Below are 21089 nucleotides of genomic sequence, written 5' to 3' on the forward strand. Positions count from 1 at the left end.
TAATGGAAAAGTCACCTGCCCGTAAATTTGACTTTGAACGCACGATGCTTTGGGGGGATCACCTTCGTGTCCTACTCAACAGCGAGCATATTAGCCCCGGCGAGATAAATGAGACCCTCAGAGAGAAGGGTATATTCATAGACAGCAATGAGAAGTCAATAACTGTCCCGCTACTAAGCTCTTGCCTTCTGACTCCTGACGAGTTCAGACGACTGGTGGAACGCTCGTTCGTTAGAGAATCCGGAAAAAAATATTCATCGTGCACATTCAAGCTTACTTCGCCTTCCGCTGATTGGAAAACGGTTCTGCTCAATGGTTTTGAGGAGGCCGTTGGGGGACTACAAACTGACACGGACAAAGAATTCGCATCCGAACCTGCTCTCTCGGTGGAACCTAATGGCGATTTAAAAGTAACCTACTCGCTGCGCGTTTTAGACTTCAGCAAAGATTGGATAGAGCAGGAACTCATTTACCCAGCTGAAATCAATTTAAAAGTGTCTGGCAGCGGCCTAAGTGTGGAGGCCGACCGATCACACACTTCGAAAGACACCGACAGAATGAACGATAAAATCACACGAGCTCTTGGAAGACTCTGCAAGGCCAAAGGGGTAACGGAAGACGAGAAGCCAGACGCAATTCTCTTCGATGACTTCGTAAATAGCGACCGCATACGCTTTTTCCTTCAGCTCACATCAGTAAATTCCAAAGAGTTTAGCTTTTCAGAAATAGATGGTATTGAAATCATTCGAGATCAAACGGCCGGAACCCTTCCCCAAGATCCACAAATCATCTGGATGGAGGATACGGTCAACAAAATAAAGATAAATGGAAAGGACCTCGGAAAAATCTTCCTTCTTTACGAGCCGGACTACTACCAATTTTACTTCCTTGTAAAAATGACCGTAACGTATGCGTTTAAATTCGGCGCTAACGTGGGAACCTGCGGCATCGAATATTATTTTTCTGGCAAGTCGACTCGTGGTGATGACTATTCAGGAACAATGTTCGGGTTCTGTATCGACCGATTGTCAAGAGTTGAAAAAAGCAGCCAAGCTTCCGTTAGGAAAAGCATTATTAAACAAGTCCAGCAAGTCAGGGATAACGCGTTAAGTTTTGTAAGCCTCACAACGCCGTGATTCACTATTTTATGGAGCTAAGTGAATGTAAACTCGCTTTCGAGGATCTTGGTGATATCCAATGTTCCTTTAGCGGGCAGTGGTGGCATCTTTTCTAACTGGCTTTCGTGTAGTTGCTCTACAACTGTTCGCGGGAGTTATCAAGAATACCGTAAGCGCACCACAAACCCCACATTCAAAGCGCTTAGCTGATCCCGGATGCTGTGCTCCCGATTCCCTCAGGAGCCAGTTCGCCATGATGCGACCCGATGTCAAAGAAAAAGTGTATCTCTACCCCAAGCCGGTGGAATTCGAAAATCCATCGATGGATTGTCTGCGCTGTTTAAGTGCACTGTGCTCATCAGTAAATCTCAGTTTTTCAAATGGAGTTAAATCTGAAGGACCATGAGGTCTCTTCGCTCTTAGTGAGGGTTTTTAAACCTGCCCCCCATCAGGCCTTGCGAATTGCTTCAACAAGTGCAGCTCGGTCGCCCGTATGCCTCGCCCGCAGAACCACACCCAGAGCAGCGTCTCGGGTCAACTGAGTAAATACGAACTGCCTCTTGAGCGCGTCCTCATAGAAAGCTTCCTGAGCGACCACGGGACCGCCGACCAGACTCCAAGTGGTTAAGCCTTCAGGCCCCTCCACGCCTTCGAACAGCCCCAATTCAACGAATTCATTAAGGGCAGCAGTCAGGCTCACTTTGAGGTCCACATGACGTCTCTTCGGTGTCGCCTTTGCAATAGCGAGGCTGTCGATTACAAAGCGTGGAGTAGGCATATAGGCAATCCTTGGGTAGCGTTAAGCCACTTAAGATATACGATCCCTGCTCACACACGGTATTAGTTTTTTCTGAAAGGAGCATCCTTATTATTGGCACACGCCCGCTTTCCAGTTACTCGATACGAACGGCTACATACTTTGGCTCTTCATCTGCTCGGGATACCGCATACTTAGCGTTGCCCCCTAAAGGCGAACGAGTAAGTGCTTGAATCATACTAAGCACATCTTCCTTATCTGCACCTTCTGCACCTTGAGGAACCTCGAATATTTCTGTGCGAGTTGCGCCGCCATAGACCCAAGAGCGCTTAGCGACCCATTTCCACGTACCTGAACCGCAAAGATCGTAGTCATCACTAAACTCCATCGAAACGTAAATAGCTGGCTCCGAAGTATTGGTCACAGTCATGGTTGAATTTGTCATTACGTTGCATCTCGTAGGCTTTGAAGAAGAAAATCGAATATACGAATACTGCTCACATATGTCAACGACTACTATTCGTAAACCTGCTGATTGGCCGATCAGATGACAACAAGGGCATCACGGAAGACACTGGGTTCGGTGTATTGAGTTCAGGTCGACCATACCGAGAACCAGTAGGCTGTTTCTCCTCAGGGTTCCTGTAGGGTCGTTCTTTTGTCACAACGGAAAGCCCTCTCGGCGTCTCTGGTAGTAGGGGATCGGATCGACGCCGGTCAGCCCAATGCTGGAAACTGCTACGTGCAGTGAAGTAGTCGTGCATGGTGTGCTCCCTCTTCAAAATTAGTCGGACGTGATGTCCTTCCGTTTTAGTGAGGGTTTTTGGAGGTCGCCTTTAGCGCAGCCCAAGGGTCGCAATGGAAGAGGCAGCACCCGAGAAGGCTCAGTAGGTATTGTCCCTCCTAAGTGGTCCGCGCTGAATTGGCTGCATGATCGGTTTTAACCGACAACGCCACGGCGTTTCGCGCTTGGTCTTCAGATCACCCGCCGACACTATGTGTGATTGGGCTCCGTGCTTTGTCTCACGCCTTCAACAACGTGGACTCAATCGGTCCCGTGAGTTCAGCAAGTTTAAAAATGAACTGTGTGCGCTCCTCAAGCTTGAGTCGCTCGACATACGAGGTTAGGAGATCGTCAACGCGTGCCATTCGCAGAGCATTCCACTTGTCCCTCTGCTTACCGGGGGGAGGTGCCTGCGCTATCCTGTCCTGAAATTTGGTACAGCCATCCACCTCAAGCACGTTCGTCAACATCTCATCCCACCGTTCTTCTGGGGCATCTTTGGGATAACTATCTTGCGTGATGGTCAGTAAATCACCGTCTATCGAGTACCAAAGCGCAGTCACCTCCGTACCACTTGAGTTGCGCCCAACCGTAAACTCAAAGCCCTGCGTACGAAGCATAGGGACACCCGACTTATTCGCACCACTTGCCATTGTGATGGAGAAGCGAAGCGTGCTCACGGGGATGCCAAAGAGAGGCGCTTGAAAAACAGGCACCTTCTCAAACTGCTTTCCCTCTGGAACATGCCCATTCTCAGCCATTGCGGCTTCTCCATGAGCAATAGCCACGCACACGGGTGCGATGCTATCCAGATGAGCCCTAAGCTGCTGCCATGTCGCTGAGGGTTCTCCAGACTGGAACGTATCGAGGCGCTTCAGAATGTCCTTGGTGATTCTTGTGGCCACGGTTTTATCGGTAGTGCGGAGTGAGAAGGTAATGCTATCCGACTTAACCCCACGAGCACGCAAGCGCAGGGTGTAAACCTTGTTACGCACATACAGGTAGGGGGGTGCCACAACGGTCCCCAACAACTCAGTCACTGACCGCCGCCAAAGGGCGTCCAAACTTCTCCAAGAGCTCCTGCGAGGACATCAACAGGAACACCCGACCCATACGTGTCGTAGGAAATAGAGTTGCTCGCGTGCCCGAGAATGCCCTGCGTGAATGCAGCAGGGATACCGCGAGCCTGTAAGGACGACGCCATATGATGCCTCAGGGAGTGCAGAGTCTGGTTCTCTGTCTTGGTCTCCCCAAGTACCTCCTTGATGACTCCCCTCAGGATTCCGCTATTCCGTGGAATGGACATCTTGTTAGCAGAAGGGAGATAGCCGCTCTCGATAGCCGAAAGAAACAACTCCAGGTCGAAGCCTAAAGCGCCATCAGTCAGCGGTACTACACGTTCACTGTGTTTGTTCTTTATGGACTTGTCGGCGCTCTCTTCGTTGATACTGATGCACCAGTGCCCTGACTCTTTCTTAATGTCGTCTTTCGTGAGCTGCAAGACCTCACCAACACGAGCCCCAGTGACCACCAACAAAGATAGGCCCCAACGTTCCCACGACGATACTGGTAGGGAGTTTGCGTGAGACATGATGACTTCTACCTGATCCCGCTTGAACGCTTCACGCTGGCTCTCAGTGCCCTTAGTGAACTTGAGTTTAGAGGTGTACGCCTTGACCAAGTAATCATTAGCTACCGCCCAACCCATCACCGCGATCAGCTTCGCGAGGATAGTGTTCACCGTGGACGGCTTGCGGGTTTCTAACAGCTCAGCTCTTACGGCCACCATATCGGCCCGAGTGTGCTTCCTTAGGTCCTCTATCCCACATGCCTCCAGAGTCTCACCGATGATCTTGTGGTTACTCAGAATTTGGGTCAGTGATGAATCCTTGATGTTGTCTCTGTGTTCCCTCATGAACTGAGCTGAAAGATCATCCCAAAGCAGAGGCGCTTGCTGGTCGTATACAGATAGGGACACAGACGCGGGTTGTTCCCCCTCGGAGAGTTCCCGAATGATGCCTAAGAGCGCTTCAGGGTCACCTTTCAGCCGATCTTGGGAGCCCGCCATGATCCGCTTGCCGTACCCGACTGTCCGCTGCTGCGGCTCTGTAAAGGGCTTATGCGCCGACGCGATAGTCAGTGCGGACTTGAGCTCGTCATAGATCATCTCGTAGGCCACCAACGAGTCGTCACCATGGGCCATCGTCAAGCATTCCTCAGCGATGACCAAGAGGCGAGGGCGCAGGTCCTCCCATGTAGCTGCTGGGTTGTCGAGGTGGAAGACTGCAAGAGCCCTGAGGATGTCTTTAGAGATGTCCATTGCTGTGGTTCGGTCTGCTGTGCGTAAAGAGATCGTGAAGTAGTTCTGAGTGGTGCTGCGAGGGCGTAGACGCAAGTAGTAACGGCCGTTGCGCCTGAAGTGCCACGGTTTAGCGAGGATGGTTTGTAACAGGTTAGTGCCTTGCTTGGCACATCTGAGACTGGTCATAGGTTGAAACCCCTGTGTTCATTGGGTTCCGTCCTTACTCAGTTAAATCGGCGGGGATTATCACGCCATTGCGCGCCAGGTGCACGTAGTGCGCGATGAATAAACCGGTTTCCATTTCACCTTCCAGCCGATAGGGGATGGGCTGATCGGGTTTTTTCAGCATTTTCACCAGATCCCGCACCTTGGGCCACAGGTTGGTGCGGATCGGCACCTTGAAATAGGCACTGCGTTTGGGACCGACCGTGAACCAGTGTTCATGCTCACCTTCGGCCAGCAATATCTCGCCTAGGTGAATGCGGTATTCAAGCCCACGCACCGTCAGGTCGCTGTCGTTGGGGTTGTCGACGCGAAAGTGCAGGATGAATTTCTGCTCCATCAATTTGGCCCGGACCACTTCGACCTTGACCAGATGCACTTGCGGATCCGGCAGATCGCCACCGAACCAGGATGCGCAGCCGCCGAGCCCGAGAAGCAGGAGCAGAGTAAGCATCTGTAACACGCGCCGCTGGGTGGTCATGGTGACGTCTCCTTGTAGCCGCTGGCGAAGCCCGCCCGACCTGTAGGAGCGAGCGGTGCGGCGATCCGACTTGCCCGCGAAGAACGATGACGCGATTTACCTGAAGGATCGGGGGACATTCTTCGCGGGCAAGCCTCGCTCCTACAGGTTCGGGCGGCTCCAATTACAGGGATCACCTCAATTGCCGAAATAACCCGCACAACACTTCTTGAATTTCTGCCCGCTGGCGCACGGGCAGGCGTCGTTGCGTCCAGCCTTGAGTTGCACGGTAGGGTCGATGAAGTACCAGTGCCCGGCGTTCTGCACGAACGAGGAGCGCTCGCGGTGGCTGTGTTCACCGCCACCGTCATGCCAGCGGGCGGTGAATGTGACGAACGCGTGTTCCGGCTGACCGCCGAATACCTCGGAGCTTTCCACCTCAAGACCCAGCCAGGTACTTTGCGCACTCCAGTCGCTGATGGACTGACGATCCAGGCCGGGTTGTTGGGCGGGCAGGGTGGTCCCCACCAGATAGTCGATCAGCCCCAGCACATAGGCGCTGTAGCGCGAGCGCATCAAGGCTTCGGCACACGGCGCCGGATGTCCGGCGTGGTAATGACCGCAGCAGGCATCGAGCAAGGTGCCGCTGCCGCAAGGGCAAATGGATGTACTCATTGCGTTACCACCAATATTTCCCGAAGTTTTCCGGATTGGCCCAGAACCGCGAGTTGAGCCAGTCGGGCACCTGTTTATAGTCAAGCAGATCGTAGGTGAACAGCGTCAGCACTTGATCGTCGCGCTGGAAACATTCACTGGCTTGCAAGGCTAGGGAAAAGAAATCCGTCTCCTGCCAGCCGCTGGCCGGCAAATCCGCCAGTACCGCAATGCGACTGGCGTTCAGATTACGGATGCCACCTAATAAGTTCAGACCTTCGTGCTTGGGCAAGTGTTCGAGGCAATCGACCACCAGCGCCAGATCAAACCGGCGCGCCGCCAGTTCGGCCGGCAGCGCACCAGGTGCCGCATGCGCCACGCAGCTGTCCGGGTGCGCGAGCTTGAACGCCTCAAGCGCGGGAAATTCGCTGGCGCCGATCAACAACAGGCGCGCGGGGGCGTATCGATCAAGCAAAGCGGCCAACGCCTGCTGCGGCGTGCGCGAAGAAATACCTGCAATCATCAGAGATCCTCAATCAGAGCACCAAGACTAGCCTGCCCAAACGTCCGGGCCTAGAGCAGCTTTCCCCAAAAAGCGGCGATCTACCGTGAATACGGGGCAAAACAGCGGTGGCCTATTGCTGGCGGAGATTAAAACTCCGGTCTTTACTCCCTGAATCGGTTTCATGCCGATCCCTCAGGAGAAAACTAGATGAGCATAGTTCGGACAGCATTACCTTTGGTTCTGCTAACCAGTGTGTTGACTGGTTGCGCAGGTTTGCAGAAAACCGACTGGCCGACCTGTGCGGCGGTCGGCGGTGTCATCGGTGCCGGTCTCGGTGCGACCGAGAGTTCGGCATGGGCGGGGTATGGTGCGCTGGTCGTCGGCGGTACGGTGGCGGCGTATTGCTGGGTGCATGGCGATGGCGACGAAGACGGCGATGGTGTGCCGGACAGTCGCGACAAGTGCCCGGGTACGCCTAGAGGCGTGAAAGTCGATGCTGACGGTTGCCCTCCACCGGTGCCTGCGCCAGTGGTCGAAGAAGCCGTGGTGGTCAAGGAAGAAGTCATCGTCATCCGCGATGTTCACTTCCAGTTCGACAAAGCCACGCTTACCCCTTCCGACAAAGATGTACTCAACACAATCGCCACTCGCCTGAAGCAGGAAGCCAGCACCGCACAGTTGACTGTGACCGGTCACACCGACAGCGTGGGCAGTGATGCCTACAACCAGAAACTGTCGGATCGTCGCGCGCACTCGGTGGTGGAGTACCTGATTTCCCAAGGTGTGCCACGCAGCAGCTTCGTGTCTGTGGCCGGTGCCGGTGAAAGCCAGCCAGTCGCCGATAACAAAACCGCTGACGGCCGTGCACTGAACCGTCGCACGGAAATCAAAATCAACCGCTAAGCCCCATCCGCTCCGCGGCTTGTGCAGTCGCGGATGCGGGTCTTTACTCCTGTGTAACCGGTATGGGCCGGTGACACAGGAGCTTTCCATATGAGTGTTCTCACACGGACCGTCTTGCCGGTTCTGCTAATAGGCAGCCTGTTGACCGGCTGCGCAACCCACAGCGATGGCACCGCCCCCCTCAATCAACGTACCTGGCCGATCTGCAGCATCATCGGCGGACTGGTCGGCGGAGGCTTGGGCGCGATCAAAAGTGCCGGTTGGGCAGGCGGTGGAGCAGCGCTCGGTATCTTGACCGGTGGCTTGATCTGTTACGCCCAGGATGGCGATGAGGACGACGATGGTGTCTTCGATCGACGTGATCGTTGCCCCGATACCCCGGCCAATACCCCTGTCGAACATCATGGTTGTCCACTGCCGCAGTATCCGGCCAGCGTGAAACCTGCCGAAGTTGTGCAACCCGAGGTCATCACCCTGCCCAGCGACGTGCTGTTTGCCTTCAACAAGTCTGAGCTGAGTGCCTCCGCGCAGAGTCAGCTGGATTCGCTGATGGGCAAACTGCAAAACGCCGATGTGGTGAGCATCAAGGTGATCGGCCACACCGACGGCGTGGGTTCGGATGAATACAACCAGGCACTCTCGGAACGGCGCGCCAGCAGCGTGGCGGCCTATCTGTTGAGCCAGGGCCTGGCGCCGAACAAACTCACCAGTGAAGGCAAGGGCGAAAGCCAGCCCGTGGCCGACAACGATACCGATGAAGGACGCGCGAAAAACCGTCGGGTGGAGTTGCACGTTAATCGCTAAACCCCGAACTAGAGCCGTCAGACGATATTTACGATTGATCCGACGGCCATTCGGTGGCCTTCATGAAGAATTTTCCGTTGCGCTCTGGCTTATCCCTCGCGGATGCCGTTACTGTGCGCGCAAAGAATAATTCTCAACGGGGGGCATATGAAGGTGATTTGGGGGCTGGGGAAGTTATTGACCCTGCTGTTCTGGCTGGTGGTGCTGGTCAATCTGCTGATGCCGTTTGTCAATCCGCTGCACCAGTTGGTCGATCTGGCCGGTGGCGTGTTGGCGTCCCTTCATCTACTTGAGGCGGTGTTCTGTTTCCGCAGCCTCAGAGGTCGCGCCCACCCTTGGCGTGATCGCTTGAAAATCCTGTTTTTCGGCGTATTCCACCTGCAAACCCTCCCGGCTCCGACCGCATCGAAGGCTTCCCATGCGTAAACTCTGTCTGCTCGCCGCACTCATCAGCCCATTGGCCTGCGCTCAGGTGGTCAGTGTCGAAACCAATTCGTTGATGCGCCTGCCCAACACCGCCAGCACTTTGCAGCTGGAACGACTGGAAGTCGCCGATTACGGCACCTTGTTGATTCCCTCGAACGTGACCGAAGTGACCGTCGGCGAATTGCATCTGGGTCGTGAGGCGCGGATCGCCATCGTGCCGAGTGAACAGGCACTGGAATTGAAAGTCAGCCGTGCCGAGTTGTCCGAAGGCAGCCAGATCACCGCTCGCGGGGCGCCGGGGACTTACCTCAAGGCAGCCCGCTCGGGACGCAACCTGAATTTGCAGATCAAGGCGCTGAATGCGCCGCAGTTGTCGGTGGACGCTCGCGGTGGCGCGGGTGCGCCAGGTTTTGTGGGGCTCGACGGGGCCAACGGTCAGGCACCGGGTTGCACCTGGGGCCAGGCGGGTCGCGGTGCCGATGGCAGCAATGGCAGTGATGGTCAGCCGGGCGCGCCCGGTGCGCTGGTCAGGCTGGAAGTGCCACGTGATTATCCGGTGGAACAAATCAAGGTTCAGGTGGCTGGTGGTGCCGGTGGTGTTGCGGGGCCTGGCGGTAAACCGGGCGCGGGCGGCAAGGCCAAGGGCTGCCTCGTCTACGAGGCCGATGGCGGCAAAAGCGGCCGCCCTGGGGTTGATGGACAGCCGGGGCCTGCGGGTGCTGCGGGTTCGGTGACGGTTCAGCGGTTGTAAGAACTGTTCGATAGTTCCCACGCTCTGCGTGGGAATTCAGCCCGTGACGCTCCGCGTCACTGGACGCGGAGCGTCCCTTGAGGCATTCCCACGCAGAGCGTGGGAACGATCACGGTCTGGCCGCAGCGATCGCCACCAGCACCAACCCGACAATAAGATTGATCCCCACCAATTTGCGAATCTTCCCAAGCGTCGCGGCCCCGGTCGGCCAATCCTGCGCCGTCACCGCCGTGCGCAACTCCGGCAGCAGTAGCGCCTGAATCCGGATAAACAGCGCGGTCATCACCACGTACAGCCCCATCATCACCTGTACATACCGCGGCGCGGCCTCAAACCCGGCGTACTGCAAATGAATCATGCCCACCCCACTGATCGGCAACAGCACCACCGCGACCCAGACCCAGCGGAAAAAACCCTGAAACACTTCTACCCACAGCTTCAAACGGGCAGGGCCTTCCAGGGCCTTCATCGCCGCGGGGCGCAAGACCATCCAGGCGAAAAACATGCCGCCCACCCACACCAGGGCGGACAGGACATGCAGGGTGTAAACGATGCCAAAAGGTGTCATTGAGGTACTCCGTTCTGCGCGGGATTAATTAGCGGGGTATGATAGCGGCCGATCCGAACCACTGAAAATTTATCCAGCGTTTTTTGCGCCCGACAATCCATGATCAGCACCGAACTCAAAACCACGATCCAGGGCGCCTACTCGCGTTTTCTTGAAGCCAAGAGCCTCAAGCCGCGCTACGGCCAACGCCTGATGATCGCCGAAATCGCCAAAGTCCTCGGTGACATCGACACCGACGACGAAGGCCGGCGCAGTGGCGACCCCGCGATTGTCGCGGTGGAAGCCGGCACAGGTACCGGTAAAACCGTGGCCTACAGCATGGCCGCGATCCCCACTGCGAAGGCCGCCGGCAAGCGTCTGGTGATTGCCACGGCCACCGTGGCCCTGCAAGAGCAGATCGTCTACAAGGATTTGCCCGACCTGATGCGCAACAGCGGGCTGAATTTCAGCTTCGCCCTGGCCAAGGGCCGCGGGCGCTACATGTGCCTGTCCAAGCTCGACATGTTGCTCCAGGAAGGTCACGCGCAAACCGCTACGGCGCAGCTGTTCGAAGAAGAAGGTTTCAAGATCGAGGTCGACGAGGCCAGTCAGAAGCTGTTCACCAGCATGATCGAGAAACTCGCCGGCAATAAATGGGACGGCGACCGCGACAGTTGGTCCACCGCCCTGGAAGACGCCGACTGGGCGCGTCTGACCACCGATCACAGCCAGTGCACCAATCGTCATTGCCCGAACTTCGGCCAGTGCGCCTTCTACAAGGCCCGCGAAGGCATGGGCAAGGTCGACGTGATCGTCACCAACCACGACATGGTCCTGGCTGACCTGGCCCTGGGTGGCGGCGCCGTCCTGCCGGACCCGCGCGACACCATTTACGTATTCGACGAAGGTCACCACCTGCCGGACAAGGCCATCGGTCACTTCGCCCACTACACGCGCCTGCGTTCCACCGCCGACTGGCTGGAAACCACCGCCAAGAACCTCACCAAACTGCTGGCCCAGCATCCGCTGCCGGGCGACTTGGGCAAGTTGATCGAGCAAGTGCCGGAACTGGCGCGGGAGATCAAGACCCAGCAGCAATTCATGTTCACCGCCTGCGAGCAGGCCGCCGATTTCAAACCCGGTGAAGACGTTGAAGGCCGCGAGCGGCCACGTCATCGCTTCGTCGGCGGGGTGATTCCCGAGCACATGCGCGAAATGGGCATCGAGCTTAAGAAGGGCTTTGCCCGTCTGACCGACCTGTTCACCCGGCTCACCGAACTGCTCAAAGAAGGCATGGACGGCGAGGTCAACATTGGCATCGCCAGCAACCAGGCCGAGGAGTGGTATCCGCTGTTCGGCAGCCTGTTGTCCCGCTCTTCGGGCAACTGGGAATTGTGGGTCGCGTTTACCGCGGAAGACCCGGAAGACAACCCGCCCATGGCCCGTTGGCTGACCCTGGCCGAAAGCGGTTCGCTGTTCGATATCGAGGTCAATGCCAGCCCGATCCTCGCGGCGGAAATGCTCCGTCGCAACCTGTGGAATGTGGCCTACGGCGCGCTGGTAACCTCGGCGACCCTGACCGCGCTCGGCACGTTCGACCGCTTCCGCATGCGCGCCGGCCTGCCGAAAAAAGCGGTGACCGCCGTAGTCCCGAGCCCGTTCCATCATGCCGACGCTGGCGTGCTGCGGGTGCCGGACCTGAAGGCCGATCCGCGTGATGCGCCGGCGCACACCGCGGCGATCATCCGTGATCTGCCGCAACTGGTGGAAGGTTCGCGCGGCACCCTGGTGCTGTTCTCCTCGCGCAAACAGATGCAGGACGTGTTCGACGGCCTGGACCGTGACTGGCGCAAGCAAGTGTTCATTCAAGGCAACCTGTCGAAACAGGAAACCCTGAACAAGCACAAGGCACGTGTTGATGGCGGAGACTCCAGCGTGCTGTTCGGCCTGGCGAGTTTTGCCGAAGGGGTCGACTTGCCCGGTGCGTATTGCGAGCACGTGGTGATCGCGAAGATTCCGTTCTCGGTGCCCGACGATCCGGTCGAAGCGGCGCTTGCCGAGTGGATCGAAGCCCGTGGCGGCAATCCGTTCATGGAAATCTCCGTGCCGGATGCCTCGCTGAAACTGGTCCAGGCCTGCGGTCGCTTGCTGCGCACCGAAGAAGACCGCGGCACCATCACCTTGCTCGATCGACGGCTGGTCACCCAGCGTTACGGCAAGGCAATCCTCAATGCGTTGCCACCTTTTCGTCGTGAAATTTCCTGATACAGGGCTGGGCAATTTTGCCCAACCCGTTGTCTATCCCTTAGCCATCGCTTTTCCACTGGCCATTGTTGGTCGTTAGGGAGAACTTCGTTCTTATGATTCGCCGTTCGTTGCCCGCTGTTTTCGCTCTGATGTTCGCAGCCCCTTTGCTGGCAGCCCCTGCCGGCCAACAGACGCTGTTCAATTTTGTGCGCCCCGCCGACGTCGTCCAGGTGGCGACTCAGGATGCCAGCCTGCCGCAATCCAATGCGGAGCAAACGGCCGAAGGCGAAGTATTGCGTCGGGTGACGTTCAACCCGGTGGCGCAACCGACCTTGCGTCTGACCCCGCAAACCGGGGCCTGGGACTGGTCGCAGTCAGGCGTGATGAGCTTGCGCATCCAGAGCGCGATGGACTGGGCCGTGACCCTGTACGTGAAAATCCAGAGCAACGATGGCAAGACGCTGATCAGTCGTGTCGATTTGCCGGCCGGACCGGCGCAGACCCTGCTGGTGCCGCTGCAGCCGAGTTCGTCGCTGAGCCTGGGCATGAAGGCCGGGCCGCCGATGCCGATGACGTTTGACGGCCAACGCGTATTGCTGGCCAGCAGCGCCGGTGAGCTGGATCGCAGCCAGGTGGTGTCGGTCACGTTGTCGATGGATCAGCCGAAAGTGGCCCAAAGTATCTTGCTTGAGCGCTTCGGCGTGCAGGACGGTGAAGCGGTGACAAAGGCCGCTTATGGCGGCCTGGTGGACACCTATGGTCAATTGACCCGGGCCAAATGGCCGGAGAAGGTCAGTAGCGATGAGCAACTGAGAAGCGCCGCCGCCAAGGAACAGCAACAAACGAAAACCTGGCTCGCCGAGCGCGAGAAGACGTCACTGGACAAATTTGGTGGCTGGAACAAAGGACCGGCGTTCAAGGCCAGCGGTTTTTTCCGCACTGAAAAACGTGACGGTCGCTGGTACCTGGTGACTCCTGAAGGGCATCCGTTCTATTCGCTCGGGGTCAACACCGTGACCCCGGACGTCAACCAGACCTACATCGCCGGCCGCGAGTGGATGTTTGAATCCCTGCCAAAAACCGACGAGCCGCTGGCCAGCCACTATGGCGAAGGCGACAACCGCGGCGGCAACGGCGCCGATCAGGGCCGTGGCTATAACGCCGGTCGCTGGTACGACTTTTATGGCGCTAACTTGCAGCGCCTGTATGGCGAACCTTGCGCGCTGGGCAGCGATACCAAGGCCGGTGTCGCCGAAGCGGTCGAGGCAACGGCCGATAAGGCGGCTGAGCAACCGGTCGCGCCGACGACTGCCGAATCCGGTGTCGCCGAAGCTGCCAAGACCGGCGCAGTCGAAGCGGCTGCCGCGAAAGCCGTTGAGCAAGCCCCCGCCGAACCCTGCAAAGCGGTGGTTGATGAAAAACGCTGGGCCAGCCACACCCTGGATCGCCTGCAAGCCTGGGGTTTCAACACCGTCGGCAACTGGAGCGCCCCGGCGCTGGCCAATGCTGACCGTGTGCCGTACACCCTGCCGCTGTCGATCGTCGGCGATTACGCCAGCATCAGTACCGGCACCGATTGGTGGGGCGGTATGCCCGACCCGTTTGACCCGCGTTTCGCCATGGCCACCGAACGGGCCGTGGCCATCGCTGCCCGCGACCACCGCGACGATCCCTGGCTGATCGGTTACTTCGCCGACAACGAACTGGCCTGGGCCGGCCCCGGCGATGATCCGAAAGCCCGTTACGCGTTGGCCTATGGCACCTTGAAAATGACCACCGACGTGCCGGCCAAACGTGCGTTCCTCAAGCAATTGCGCGACAAGTACCGCAATCAGGCCGGCCTTTCCAAGGCCTGGGGCATCGACTTGCCTGCCTGGGAATTGATGGAAGACCCGGGCTTCGTGCCGCCGCTGCCAAGCGCCGAACACCCGGAAATCGAAGCCGACTTCAAATACTTCCAGAAGGTCTTCGCCGATACCTACTTCAAGACCCTCTCCGATTCGCTTAAGTGGCACGCGCCGAATCAGCTGTTGCTGGGCGGTCGCTTCGCCATCAGCACCCCGGAAGCCGTGGAGTCCTGCGCGCAGTATTGCGACGTGTTGAGCTTCAACATGTACACCCTGCAACCGCAGGACGGCTATGACTTCGCCAAATTGCGCAGCCTGGACAAACCGGTACTGATCACCGAGTTCAACTTCGGCTCTGCCGATCGCGGCCCGTTCTGGGGCGGCGTGACGCAATTGGCCAAGGAAGAAGACCGTGGGCCGGCGTATGCCAACTTCCTCAAACAAGCACTGAGCGAACCGTCGATTGTCGGGGTGCACTGGTTTCAGTACCTCGATCAACCCGTGACCGGCCGTCTGCTGGATGGCGAGAACGGTCACTTTGGTCTGGTGGGCATTACCGATCTGCCGTTCCAGGGCTTCGTCGACAGCGTGCGCAAGAGCAACCTGGCGACCGTCAATCAGTTGGGTAAAGAGGCCGAGAAGGCCAGGGCTGAAGCCGAAAAAGCCAGCCACGAGGGCGAGGGCGGCCGGAAAGCTGACGCCGGCAAAGATGCGGGGAAAGGTGCGGATCATGCGGGCGGGCATTCGGCCAACAGCCACTGAGTCCTGCTGGACCGCGTTATCGTTCTTCGCGGGCAAGCCTCGCTCCTACAGGTCCGTGCGATCCGTAGGAGCGAGGCTTGCCCGCGATGGCGCCCGCCAAGGCGCCACAAATTTCAGATCCAATCCACGGGCAACCGACCGCCCAGCCCGCACTTGTTCCCAAATCCCCCAAGGGCTGGAACAATGCGGACCACTTTGTAGAATTCGGGGAGTTGCGGGTGCAGATTCAGGGTCATTACGAGCTTAAGTTCGAAGCGGTACGCGAAGCTTTCGCGGCGCTGTTCGACGATCCTCAGGAACGTGGCGCGGCATTGTGCATCCGGGTCGGTGGCGAAACCGTCCTGGACCTTTGGGCCGGTACCGCCGACAAGGATGGCCTGGAAGCCTGGCACAGCGACACCATCGCTAACCTGTTCTCCTGCACCAAGACCTTCACCGCCGTCACGGCCCTGCAATTGGTGGCCGAAGGCAAGCTGCAACTGGATGCCCCGGTGGCTCGCTACTGGCCCGAATTCGCCGCCGCCGGCAAGGAGTCCGTCACCTTGCGTCAGTTGCTCTGCCATCAGGCCGGCCTGCCGGCGCTGCGCGAGTTACTGGCGCCTGAAGCGCTTTACGACTGGCACACCATGGTCGATGCCCTGTCCGCCGAAACGCCGTGGTGGACACCGGGCGAAGGTCACGGTTATGCGGCGATCACCTACGGCTGGCTGGTGGGCGAGTTGCTGCGTCGTGTCGACGGTCGTGGGCCGGGCGCGTCCATTGTGGCGCGGGTTGCGAAGCCCTTGGGGCTGGATTTTCACGTTGGCCTGGCGGACGAAGAGTTCCACCGCGTGGCGCACATCGCGCGTGGCAAGGGCAATGTTGGCGATGCCGCCGCCCAGCGCTTGTTGCAAGTGACCATGCGTGAGCCGACCGCCATGACCACCCGGGCCTTCACCAACCCGCCGTCGATCATGACCAGCACCAACAAACCCGAATGGCGCCGGATGCAACAACCGGCCGCCAATGGCCACGGTAACGCCCGTAGCCTCGCTGGTTTCTACGCCGGCCTGCTCGACGGCAGCCTGCTGGAAAGCGAAATGCTCGAGGAGCTGACTCGCGAACACAGCATCGGCGAAGACAAGACTCTATTGACCCGGACCCGTTTTGGCCTGGGTTGCATGCTCGATCAACCGGATGTTCCCAATGCGACCTACGGCCTCGGCCCACGGGCATTCGGCCACCCGGGCGCTGGCGGCTCCATCGGTTTTGCTGACCCGGAACACGATGTCGCCTTCGGTTTTGTGACAAATACCCTGGGGCCGTACGTCTTGATGGATCCACGCGCGCAGAAGCTAGCGCGAGTACTGGCCACTTGTCTGTAAAACGCACTCACGGGCTCCAGGGTCGGAACCCGAAGGCCTTTATGGTTTCCAAGCGTCTGTTTATCCGGGTCACGCCGGCCTGATTTTTTATGACTTCATTTTTGTGGATATCCAATGTCATTCAATAAAACCACCCTTGCCTTGGCCCTGTGCGTCGCTATCACCGGTTGTGCACAGACTCCACAAAGTGATTCGGATGGCAGCAGCTGGTGGCCGTTCGGCTCCTCCGACAAAGTCGCGGTGAAAGAGCCAGCCCCTGCTCCAGCTCCAGCTCCAGCCCCAGCCCCTTTGAAACCTGCCGTCGCCGCTCCAGTGGCCAAGGCTGAAAGCTCCAGCCCGTGGTACTGGCCGTTCGGCTCCGATGAAGTGGTCGACAAAAAGCCAGAAGTAAAACCTGAAGCCAAGCCTGTCGAAGTGGCCAAGGCTGAAGCCGATGCCGGTGGCAAATGGTGGTGGCCGTTCGGTGGTAAAGAACAACCGACCGCCAAAGTCGTGCCGATGCCGGATCCTAAAGTCACCCAGGCCTGGCTCGACGATTACGAGCCGCGCCTGCGCGAAGCGATCAAGGACAGCAACCTGAAACTTGAGCGCCGTGAAAACGTGTTGGTGGTTATCGCGCCGGTAGAAGGCTCGTTCAACCCGGACCGTCCGGCCATGCTGCTGCCGGTGACCCTCGGCCCGTTCACTCGCGTCGCGAAAATCCTTGAAGTCGATCCAAAGACTGCCGTGCTGGTGCTCGGCCACAGCGATACCTCGGGCGCTGCACCGGCCAACGTAAAGCTGAGCCAGGAGCGTGCACAAGCCGTGGCCGCAATTTTCCGCCTCAGCGGTTTGCAGCGTGATCGTCTGATGCTGCGCGGTATGGGCGGCGAAGCCCCGCGTGCTGCCAACGACAGCAATGAAGGCCGTGCCTTGAACCGTCGTGTGGAATTGCTGGTGACTCCGCAAAACACCATGGTCGCGCTGCTGAGCAAGTACAACATGCCGGCTCCGGCGCCAGTGAAGATGGTCACTGCCCAAGACGTCAAGCCAGTGGTCAAGCTGGTTACCCCTGCGCCAGCCGCGAAGAAAGCGGCTGTGCCTGCTGCGAAAAAAGCCCCGGCCAAGAAAGCGGCCAAGGCTCCAGCCAAGAAAACACCGGCTAAAACTGCAACGCCTGCGAAAAAAACGGCGCCAGCCAAAGCCGCAGCGGCGGACAAGAAAGTCGTTACCGCCGATGCAGACAAAAAGTAATTCGTTAACCAAAAGGAATGCGCAATGACCCAGGGCCTGGCTGATATGCGTCGCGACTACACCCGTGATGGCCTGACCGAGGCGCAAGCCCCGGCCGAGCCGTTCGGGCTGTTCCATCAGTGGTTTGCCGACGCGGTGAAAACCGAGCAACCGCCGGTGGAGGCCAATGCCATGACCCTGGCCACGGTCGATCAGGACGGTCGGCCGCATTGCCGCATTCTGCTGCTCAAGGGCCTGGACGAGGAGGGCTTCACCTTCTTCACCAACTACGACAGCGCCAAAGGCCAGCATCTGGCGGCGAACCCGTTCGCCGCCATGACGTTTTTCTGGCCGACCCTGGAGCGTCAGGTGCGCATTGAAGGGCGGGTGGTGAAGGTCGCGGCTGAAGAGTCCGACGCCTATTTCCAGGTCCGCCCGCTGGGCAGTCGCCTCGGTGCCTGGGCTTCGCCCCAAAGCCGCGTGATTGCCGATCGCGCTGAACTGGAAGCGCTGCTCAAGAACACCGAGCAACGCTTCAGCGACACTCAGCCTCATTGCCCGGAACACTGGGGCGGTTACCGCTTGCTACCCGAGCGCATCGAGTTCTGGCAAGGCCGTCCGAGCCGCCTGCACGATCGCCTCAACTACCGTTTGCAAGGCGCCGACTGGATTCTTGAACGTCTGGCACCTTAAGCAGTCTACCGATCGGGATAGCCCGCCGCAGCGGCTTCAAGCCACTGGGGCAGGTCCCGGCGCTTGATCTTCTGCGCCTTAGCGCTTGCCAGTTGTTCGAGCATGAACGCTTTTTTCTGCTCGTCTTTACCCGCCAGTGCCAACGCCAGATCGCGGTCCATCCAGCGTTTGATCCGCACGTACAGCCACCAATGGAAGTACAAACCGGCGACAGTGGTGACGACAATGATGAAGTAATCCATGAAAATCCTTGGGTCGGTGGCGCAGATTTTTCAATTTGCCGCTACTGTGTGGTGAGTCCGAGGCGCCTGTACCGGGCCTGAATGAAACCATTTTTATCCGGGCGATGCCGTGACAGGCGTCAAGCTGCGGAGTTTAATGAATACCTGTCCTTTGGAGTTGATGCTATGCGTAAGTCTGTTCTGCTGGTTGCTTCCTTTTCCACGATGGCGATGTTGCTCACTGGCTGCCAATCGAGCCTGACCGGTGACTCCTACTCCCGTGACGAAGCGCGTCGTGTGCAGACCGTTCGCATGGGCACCATCGAATCCCTGCGCCCGGTGAAAATCGAAGGCACCAAGACCCCGATCGGCGGCGCAGCGGGCGCAGTGGTCGGCGGTGTCGGCGGTAGCGCCATCGGCGGCGGTCGTGGCAGCATCGTGGCGGCGGTTATCGGCGCCGTCGCTGGCGGCCTGCTCGGCTCGGCCACCGAAGAAGGCCTGACCCGTGCCCAAGGCGTCGAAATCACCGTACGTGAAGACGACGGCAGCATGCGCGCCTATGTGCAGCAGGTTCAGGAGAATGAAGTGTTCCGTGTGGGCGAGCGGGTGCGGATTGCTACTGTAGATGGGACAAGCCGCGTTTCGCACTAAGCGGGAACGAGCGGTAAAAGAAAACCCCGATCAGGTGACTGGTTGGGGTTTTTTGTGTCTGGGGCTTTCACACATTGCAAGTAAGTTGGAAGTGGTGGTCTGGATCGTGAATGGACTTTCCTATCAGCCGTTCGATCGCTGACAGTTGCAATGGGGACAGGTTGTAACCTTCCCAGCCTTGCTGATTTGAACTCCACCCCATGATTGATTTCAGTTGGTCATACAATCCGTCGGGTACATCTACCTTGAAGGCGAGGAATTCAGTTTCGATATCGAAAGCTTCAACGCGATAAATCAATACTCAGCGCCTTCTGTGGACAAGGGGGTTGAGAACGGGCCAGCGTACTTGTTCGATTACCAATTTTCGCGGTAGTCAAAAGAGATTTGGTAGTCAGAGTCGGTGATTTCAATCGTGTGGCGAAAGTAAGGTTGGATAATGGCGAGCCATTGGCTACCAACATTAAAACCTCCGTTGTTAATGTTGTTCTCTACAGGGATTCCGAGAGCATTAAGTACAGATTCATCATCGCCCAGATCATCAGAGAACTCTTCGCCCTGAAAATTTTCCGTTTGCTTGTCAAACCATTCCAGCCTTAGTTTTAATCCCATCGTCGTCTCACAAGTATTTTTTAGGAATGTTTCGTTTAGATTGAGCATCATCCCGTCGCTCACCTGTTACAGGATCAAACGCTCCCAGGTGGCTGCCATCACTTGCGCGGTACTCTTCCAGCTCGCCATGCATAGAGTCCCACTCATAAATCTTTTTACCTTTTGCATCTGTCCACCGCGGTCTTAAGCCCCCACCTCCTTGCACAGGGTTCATTTTCTTGGCTGTTTTAAGGCCAGGAAATGCAATTATTTCTTCGGTCTTCGGTACTGGATGATAACCGTGACCCGCTTCTGGTAAACCTTTACGAGGAGCGCTGACGACAATGTAAAGCGGTAAAACTCCGGAACCCACCGGAAACACAAGAATGAAATCCTTGTAATCAGGCGGATAAACCGGATCGACGATGATACTTTCAGCCTGTTTCGTCGGCGGATAAACCCAAATATGCGGCGCTTGCGGTGCAGCCTCCAGCGCTGGAATACCAAGGATGTCCGAACCATCCACAGCCGGTGTCCAGATCAGCTCAACCCCATCCCCCAGGTCCGCCACCTGCTGACTACCGCGCAACGTGAACTGCACAACATCAACCATTTCCCAATCGCGGTTCTTGCCGGTATAGAAGCCATACCCCTTGAGACGGCCATCAGCCTGTTGCTCAACCTGTAGACGAACGCGGGTTCTCGCCTGTTTCAAGGCACGCAACTGATCTTCGGTATAGAGCGCACTGTCGCCCAGGCTTGGCGTCCAGAACAACGCGGCCACCGTGGCCAATGCGGTGGCCCCGGCAACGCCGATTGCTGCGGCTGGAGCAGTGAGAGACGGAGCGCGAAGTGCCATTCGGCCAATGCCAAGCGAGACGGTACTGCCGCTGATGGTTTCAAGATTCAGCAGCCCGGCATCGTCTGCTTCACGGGCGCCGAGCCAGGCGACTTCCCCGTAATCCTTGAGGCTGCCGGTGGGCACCATGCCCGAAGGATTCGAGTAATCGATGATGGCGTCCGGCAGCTTGCAGGACTTGGCGAAGACGCATCCCGCACGAACGGATTCGTGCTTTTTGGCGACGACCTCACGGCTGCGTTCGAAGGCTTCTTGCCTCGCGAGCATCGCATCGTAAGCGTTTTGTCGGGCGTCCCGCTCGGCCAGTTCGGTGGCCGTCATGAAGCGGTGGGTGACGTGATGTCCGTCGCCGGACGGCGGGTTTTTAACCCTGGGGACTTCCTTGTTTCCAGCCACTGATCTTCCTTGCATT

Annotated in this window: 23 protein-coding genes; 11 read left to right on the forward strand and 12 right to left on the reverse strand. The window is 57.9% G+C overall.

Annotated features, from left to right (window positions below; translation table 11 throughout):
- Positions 1-2 precede the first annotated feature (2 nt).
- On the forward strand, positions 3-1136 hold the full coding sequence (locus tag EYC95_RS04275; RefSeq protein ID WP_131059249.1) for a hypothetical protein: 1134 nt from the start codon (positions 3-5) through the stop codon (positions 1134-1136).
- A 430-nt stretch (positions 1137-1566) separates the two neighbouring features.
- Here the strand turns inward: EYC95_RS04275 and EYC95_RS04285 are convergent, their stop codons facing one another.
- The 7 genes from EYC95_RS04285 to EYC95_RS04315 all read right to left on the reverse strand — a co-directional run bounded on the left by EYC95_RS04285 (position 1567) and on the right by EYC95_RS04315 (position 6820).
- The gene (locus tag EYC95_RS04285; protein WP_131059250.1) at positions 1567-1896 is read right to left on the reverse strand and encodes a hypothetical protein; all 330 of its coding nucleotides are present in this window, start codon (positions 1894-1896) and stop codon (positions 1567-1569) included.
- Between the two features lie 115 nt (positions 1897-2011).
- On the reverse strand, positions 2012-2305 hold the full coding sequence (locus EYC95_RS04290; RefSeq protein WP_131059251.1) for a hypothetical protein: 294 nt from the start codon (positions 2303-2305) through the stop codon (positions 2012-2014).
- A 593-nt stretch (positions 2306-2898) separates the two neighbouring features.
- A complete protein-coding gene (locus EYC95_RS04295; protein WP_131059252.1) occupies positions 2899-3699 on the reverse strand; it encodes a hypothetical protein in 801 nt (266 codons plus the stop codon).
- Positions 3696-4979 (reverse strand): tyrosine-type recombinase/integrase, encoded by a 1284-nt coding sequence (locus EYC95_RS04300; RefSeq protein ID WP_256656904.1) that lies wholly within the window; start codon positions 4977-4979, stop codon positions 3696-3698. The genes EYC95_RS04295 and EYC95_RS04300 overlap by 4 nt, the downstream gene beginning before the upstream one ends.
- Positions 4980-5181: 202 nt before the next feature.
- Positions 5182-5664 (reverse strand): LEA type 2 family protein, encoded by a 483-nt coding sequence (locus tag EYC95_RS04305; RefSeq protein ID WP_131059254.1) that lies wholly within the window; start codon positions 5662-5664, stop codon positions 5182-5184.
- Positions 5665-5841: 177 nt separating this feature from the next.
- On the reverse strand, positions 5842-6318 hold the full coding sequence (locus tag EYC95_RS04310; protein WP_131059255.1) for a YchJ family protein: 477 nt from the start codon (positions 6316-6318) through the stop codon (positions 5842-5844).
- Between the two features lie 4 nt (positions 6319-6322).
- A complete protein-coding gene (locus EYC95_RS04315) occupies positions 6323-6820 on the reverse strand; it encodes a DUF6231 family protein (protein WP_131059256.1) in 498 nt (165 codons plus the stop codon).
- A 189-nt stretch (positions 6821-7009) separates the two neighbouring features.
- Here EYC95_RS04315 and EYC95_RS04320 point away from each other — a divergent pair, with 189 nt between their 5' ends.
- The 4 genes from EYC95_RS04320 to EYC95_RS04335 all read left to right on the forward strand — a co-directional run bounded on the left by EYC95_RS04320 (position 7010) and on the right by EYC95_RS04335 (position 9686).
- Positions 7010-7705 carry an OmpA family protein gene (locus EYC95_RS04320; RefSeq protein WP_131059257.1) on the forward strand — a complete coding sequence of 232 codons (696 nt, stop codon included), beginning with the start codon at positions 7010-7012 and terminating at the stop codon, positions 7703-7705.
- A 90-nt stretch (positions 7706-7795) separates the two neighbouring features.
- Positions 7796-8509 carry an OmpA family protein gene (locus EYC95_RS04325; protein WP_131059258.1) on the forward strand — a complete coding sequence of 238 codons (714 nt, stop codon included), beginning with the start codon at positions 7796-7798 and terminating at the stop codon, positions 8507-8509.
- A 147-nt stretch (positions 8510-8656) separates the two neighbouring features.
- Entirely contained in the window at positions 8657-8935 is a 279-nt protein-coding gene (locus EYC95_RS04330; protein ID WP_131059259.1) for a DUF1145 domain-containing protein, read from the forward strand.
- Positions 8928-9686: a collagen-like protein gene (locus tag EYC95_RS04335; protein WP_131059260.1), complete on the forward strand. Its 759-nt coding sequence runs from the start codon at positions 8928-8930 to the stop codon at positions 9684-9686. Before EYC95_RS04330 ends, EYC95_RS04335 begins: the two co-directional genes overlap by 8 nt.
- A gap of 109 nt (positions 9687-9795) precedes the next feature.
- On the opposite strand, the gene EYC95_RS04340 is transcribed toward EYC95_RS04335, so the two are convergent.
- A complete protein-coding gene (locus EYC95_RS04340; RefSeq protein WP_131059261.1) occupies positions 9796-10254 on the reverse strand; it encodes a CopD family protein in 459 nt (152 codons plus the stop codon).
- Between the two features lie 99 nt (positions 10255-10353).
- Between EYC95_RS04340 and dinG the strand changes: the two genes are divergently transcribed.
- From dinG to pdxH, 5 genes are all read left to right on the forward strand, one after another.
- A complete protein-coding gene (gene dinG / locus EYC95_RS04345) occupies positions 10354-12498 on the forward strand; it encodes an ATP-dependent DNA helicase DinG (RefSeq protein WP_131059262.1) in 2145 nt (714 codons plus the stop codon).
- A 95-nt stretch (positions 12499-12593) separates the two neighbouring features.
- Positions 12594-15089 carry a beta-galactosidase gene (locus EYC95_RS04350; RefSeq protein ID WP_131059263.1) on the forward strand — a complete coding sequence of 832 codons (2496 nt, stop codon included), beginning with the start codon at positions 12594-12596 and terminating at the stop codon, positions 15087-15089.
- 218 nt (positions 15090-15307) lie between these two features.
- Entirely contained in the window at positions 15308-16453 is a 1146-nt protein-coding gene (locus tag EYC95_RS04355; protein ID WP_131059343.1) for a serine hydrolase domain-containing protein, read from the forward strand.
- Positions 16454-16567: 114 nt separating this feature from the next.
- Complete coding sequence (locus EYC95_RS04360) at positions 16568-17686, forward strand: OmpA family protein (protein ID WP_131059264.1); 1119 nt, start codon at positions 16568-16570, stop codon at positions 17684-17686.
- A 24-nt stretch (positions 17687-17710) separates the two neighbouring features.
- Positions 17711-18358, forward strand: coding sequence for a pyridoxamine 5'-phosphate oxidase (gene pdxH, locus EYC95_RS04365; protein ID WP_131059265.1), 648 nt, complete (start codon positions 17711-17713; stop codon positions 18356-18358).
- A gap of 5 nt (positions 18359-18363) precedes the next feature.
- On the opposite strand, the gene EYC95_RS04370 is transcribed toward pdxH, so the two are convergent.
- Entirely contained in the window at positions 18364-18600 is a 237-nt protein-coding gene (locus tag EYC95_RS04370; protein ID WP_131059266.1) for a hypothetical protein, read from the reverse strand.
- A gap of 165 nt (positions 18601-18765) precedes the next feature.
- Here EYC95_RS04370 and EYC95_RS04375 point away from each other — a divergent pair, with 165 nt between their 5' ends.
- Complete coding sequence (locus tag EYC95_RS04375) at positions 18766-19230, forward strand: glycine zipper 2TM domain-containing protein (RefSeq protein WP_131059267.1); 465 nt, start codon at positions 18766-18768, stop codon at positions 19228-19230.
- A gap of 67 nt (positions 19231-19297) precedes the next feature.
- On the opposite strand, the gene EYC95_RS04380 is transcribed toward EYC95_RS04375, so the two are convergent.
- The 3 genes from EYC95_RS04380 to EYC95_RS04390 are packed head-to-tail and all read right to left on the reverse strand — an operon-like array spanning position 19298 to position 21073.
- Positions 19298-19528 carry a hypothetical protein gene (locus tag EYC95_RS04380; protein ID WP_131059268.1) on the reverse strand — a complete coding sequence of 77 codons (231 nt, stop codon included), beginning with the start codon at positions 19526-19528 and terminating at the stop codon, positions 19298-19300.
- 56 nt (positions 19529-19584) lie between these two features.
- On the reverse strand, positions 19585-19890 hold the full coding sequence (locus EYC95_RS04385) for a colicin E3-like toxin immunity protein (protein ID WP_371928404.1): 306 nt from the start codon (positions 19888-19890) through the stop codon (positions 19585-19587).
- The gene (locus tag EYC95_RS04390) at positions 19847-21073 is read right to left on the reverse strand and encodes a colicin E3/pyocin S6 family cytotoxin (RefSeq protein ID WP_131059269.1); all 1227 of its coding nucleotides are present in this window, start codon (positions 21071-21073) and stop codon (positions 19847-19849) included. Before EYC95_RS04390 ends, EYC95_RS04385 begins: the two co-directional genes overlap by 44 nt.
- Positions 21074-21089: the final 16 nt, after the last annotated feature.

This window comes from Pseudomonas sp. BGI-2 (assembly GCF_004310295.1).
Taxonomy (GTDB): Bacteria; Pseudomonadota; Gammaproteobacteria; order Pseudomonadales; family Pseudomonadaceae; genus Aquipseudomonas.

What these genes read in the sequence shown, in the direction of transcription:
- EYC95_RS04275 (WP_131059249.1), top strand. Translation starts at nt 3, where the DNA reads ATGGAAAAGTCACCTGCCCGTAAATTTGACTTTGAACGCACGATGCTT.
- EYC95_RS04285 (WP_131059250.1), bottom strand. Translation starts at nt 1,896, where the DNA reads ATGCCTACTCCACGCTTTGTAATCGACAGCCTCGCTATTGCAAAGGCG.
- EYC95_RS04290 (WP_131059251.1), bottom strand. Translation starts at nt 2,305, where the DNA reads ATGACTGTGACCAATACTTCGGAGCCAGCTATTTACGTTTCGATGGAG.
- EYC95_RS04300 (WP_256656904.1), bottom strand. Translation starts at nt 4,979, where the DNA reads ATGGACATCTCTAAAGACATCCTCAGGGCTCTTGCAGTCTTCCACCTC.
- EYC95_RS04305 (WP_131059254.1), bottom strand. Translation starts at nt 5,664, where the DNA reads ATGACCACCCAGCGGCGCGTGTTACAGATGCTTACTCTGCTCCTGCTT.
- EYC95_RS04310 (WP_131059255.1), bottom strand. Translation starts at nt 6,318, where the DNA reads ATGAGTACATCCATTTGCCCTTGCGGCAGCGGCACCTTGCTCGATGCC.
- EYC95_RS04315 (WP_131059256.1), bottom strand. Translation starts at nt 6,820, where the DNA reads ATGATTGCAGGTATTTCTTCGCGCACGCCGCAGCAGGCGTTGGCCGCT.
- EYC95_RS04320 (WP_131059257.1), top strand. Translation starts at nt 7,010, where the DNA reads ATGAGCATAGTTCGGACAGCATTACCTTTGGTTCTGCTAACCAGTGTG.
- EYC95_RS04325 (WP_131059258.1), top strand. Translation starts at nt 7,796, where the DNA reads ATGAGTGTTCTCACACGGACCGTCTTGCCGGTTCTGCTAATAGGCAGC.
- EYC95_RS04330 (WP_131059259.1), top strand. Translation starts at nt 8,657, where the DNA reads ATGAAGGTGATTTGGGGGCTGGGGAAGTTATTGACCCTGCTGTTCTGG.
- EYC95_RS04335 (WP_131059260.1), top strand. Translation starts at nt 8,928, where the DNA reads ATGCGTAAACTCTGTCTGCTCGCCGCACTCATCAGCCCATTGGCCTGC.
- EYC95_RS04340 (WP_131059261.1), bottom strand. Translation starts at nt 10,254, where the DNA reads ATGACACCTTTTGGCATCGTTTACACCCTGCATGTCCTGTCCGCCCTG.
- dinG (WP_131059262.1), top strand. Translation starts at nt 10,354, where the DNA reads ATGATCAGCACCGAACTCAAAACCACGATCCAGGGCGCCTACTCGCGT.
- EYC95_RS04350 (WP_131059263.1), top strand. Translation starts at nt 12,594, where the DNA reads ATGATTCGCCGTTCGTTGCCCGCTGTTTTCGCTCTGATGTTCGCAGCC.
- EYC95_RS04360 (WP_131059264.1), top strand. Translation starts at nt 16,568, where the DNA reads ATGTCATTCAATAAAACCACCCTTGCCTTGGCCCTGTGCGTCGCTATC.
- pdxH (WP_131059265.1), top strand. Translation starts at nt 17,711, where the DNA reads ATGACCCAGGGCCTGGCTGATATGCGTCGCGACTACACCCGTGATGGC.
- EYC95_RS04370 (WP_131059266.1), bottom strand. Translation starts at nt 18,600, where the DNA reads ATGGATTACTTCATCATTGTCGTCACCACTGTCGCCGGTTTGTACTTC.
- EYC95_RS04375 (WP_131059267.1), top strand. Translation starts at nt 18,766, where the DNA reads ATGCGTAAGTCTGTTCTGCTGGTTGCTTCCTTTTCCACGATGGCGATG.
- EYC95_RS04385 (WP_371928404.1), bottom strand. Translation starts at nt 19,890, where the DNA reads ATGATGCTCAATCTAAACGAAACATTCCTAAAAAATACTTGTGAGACG.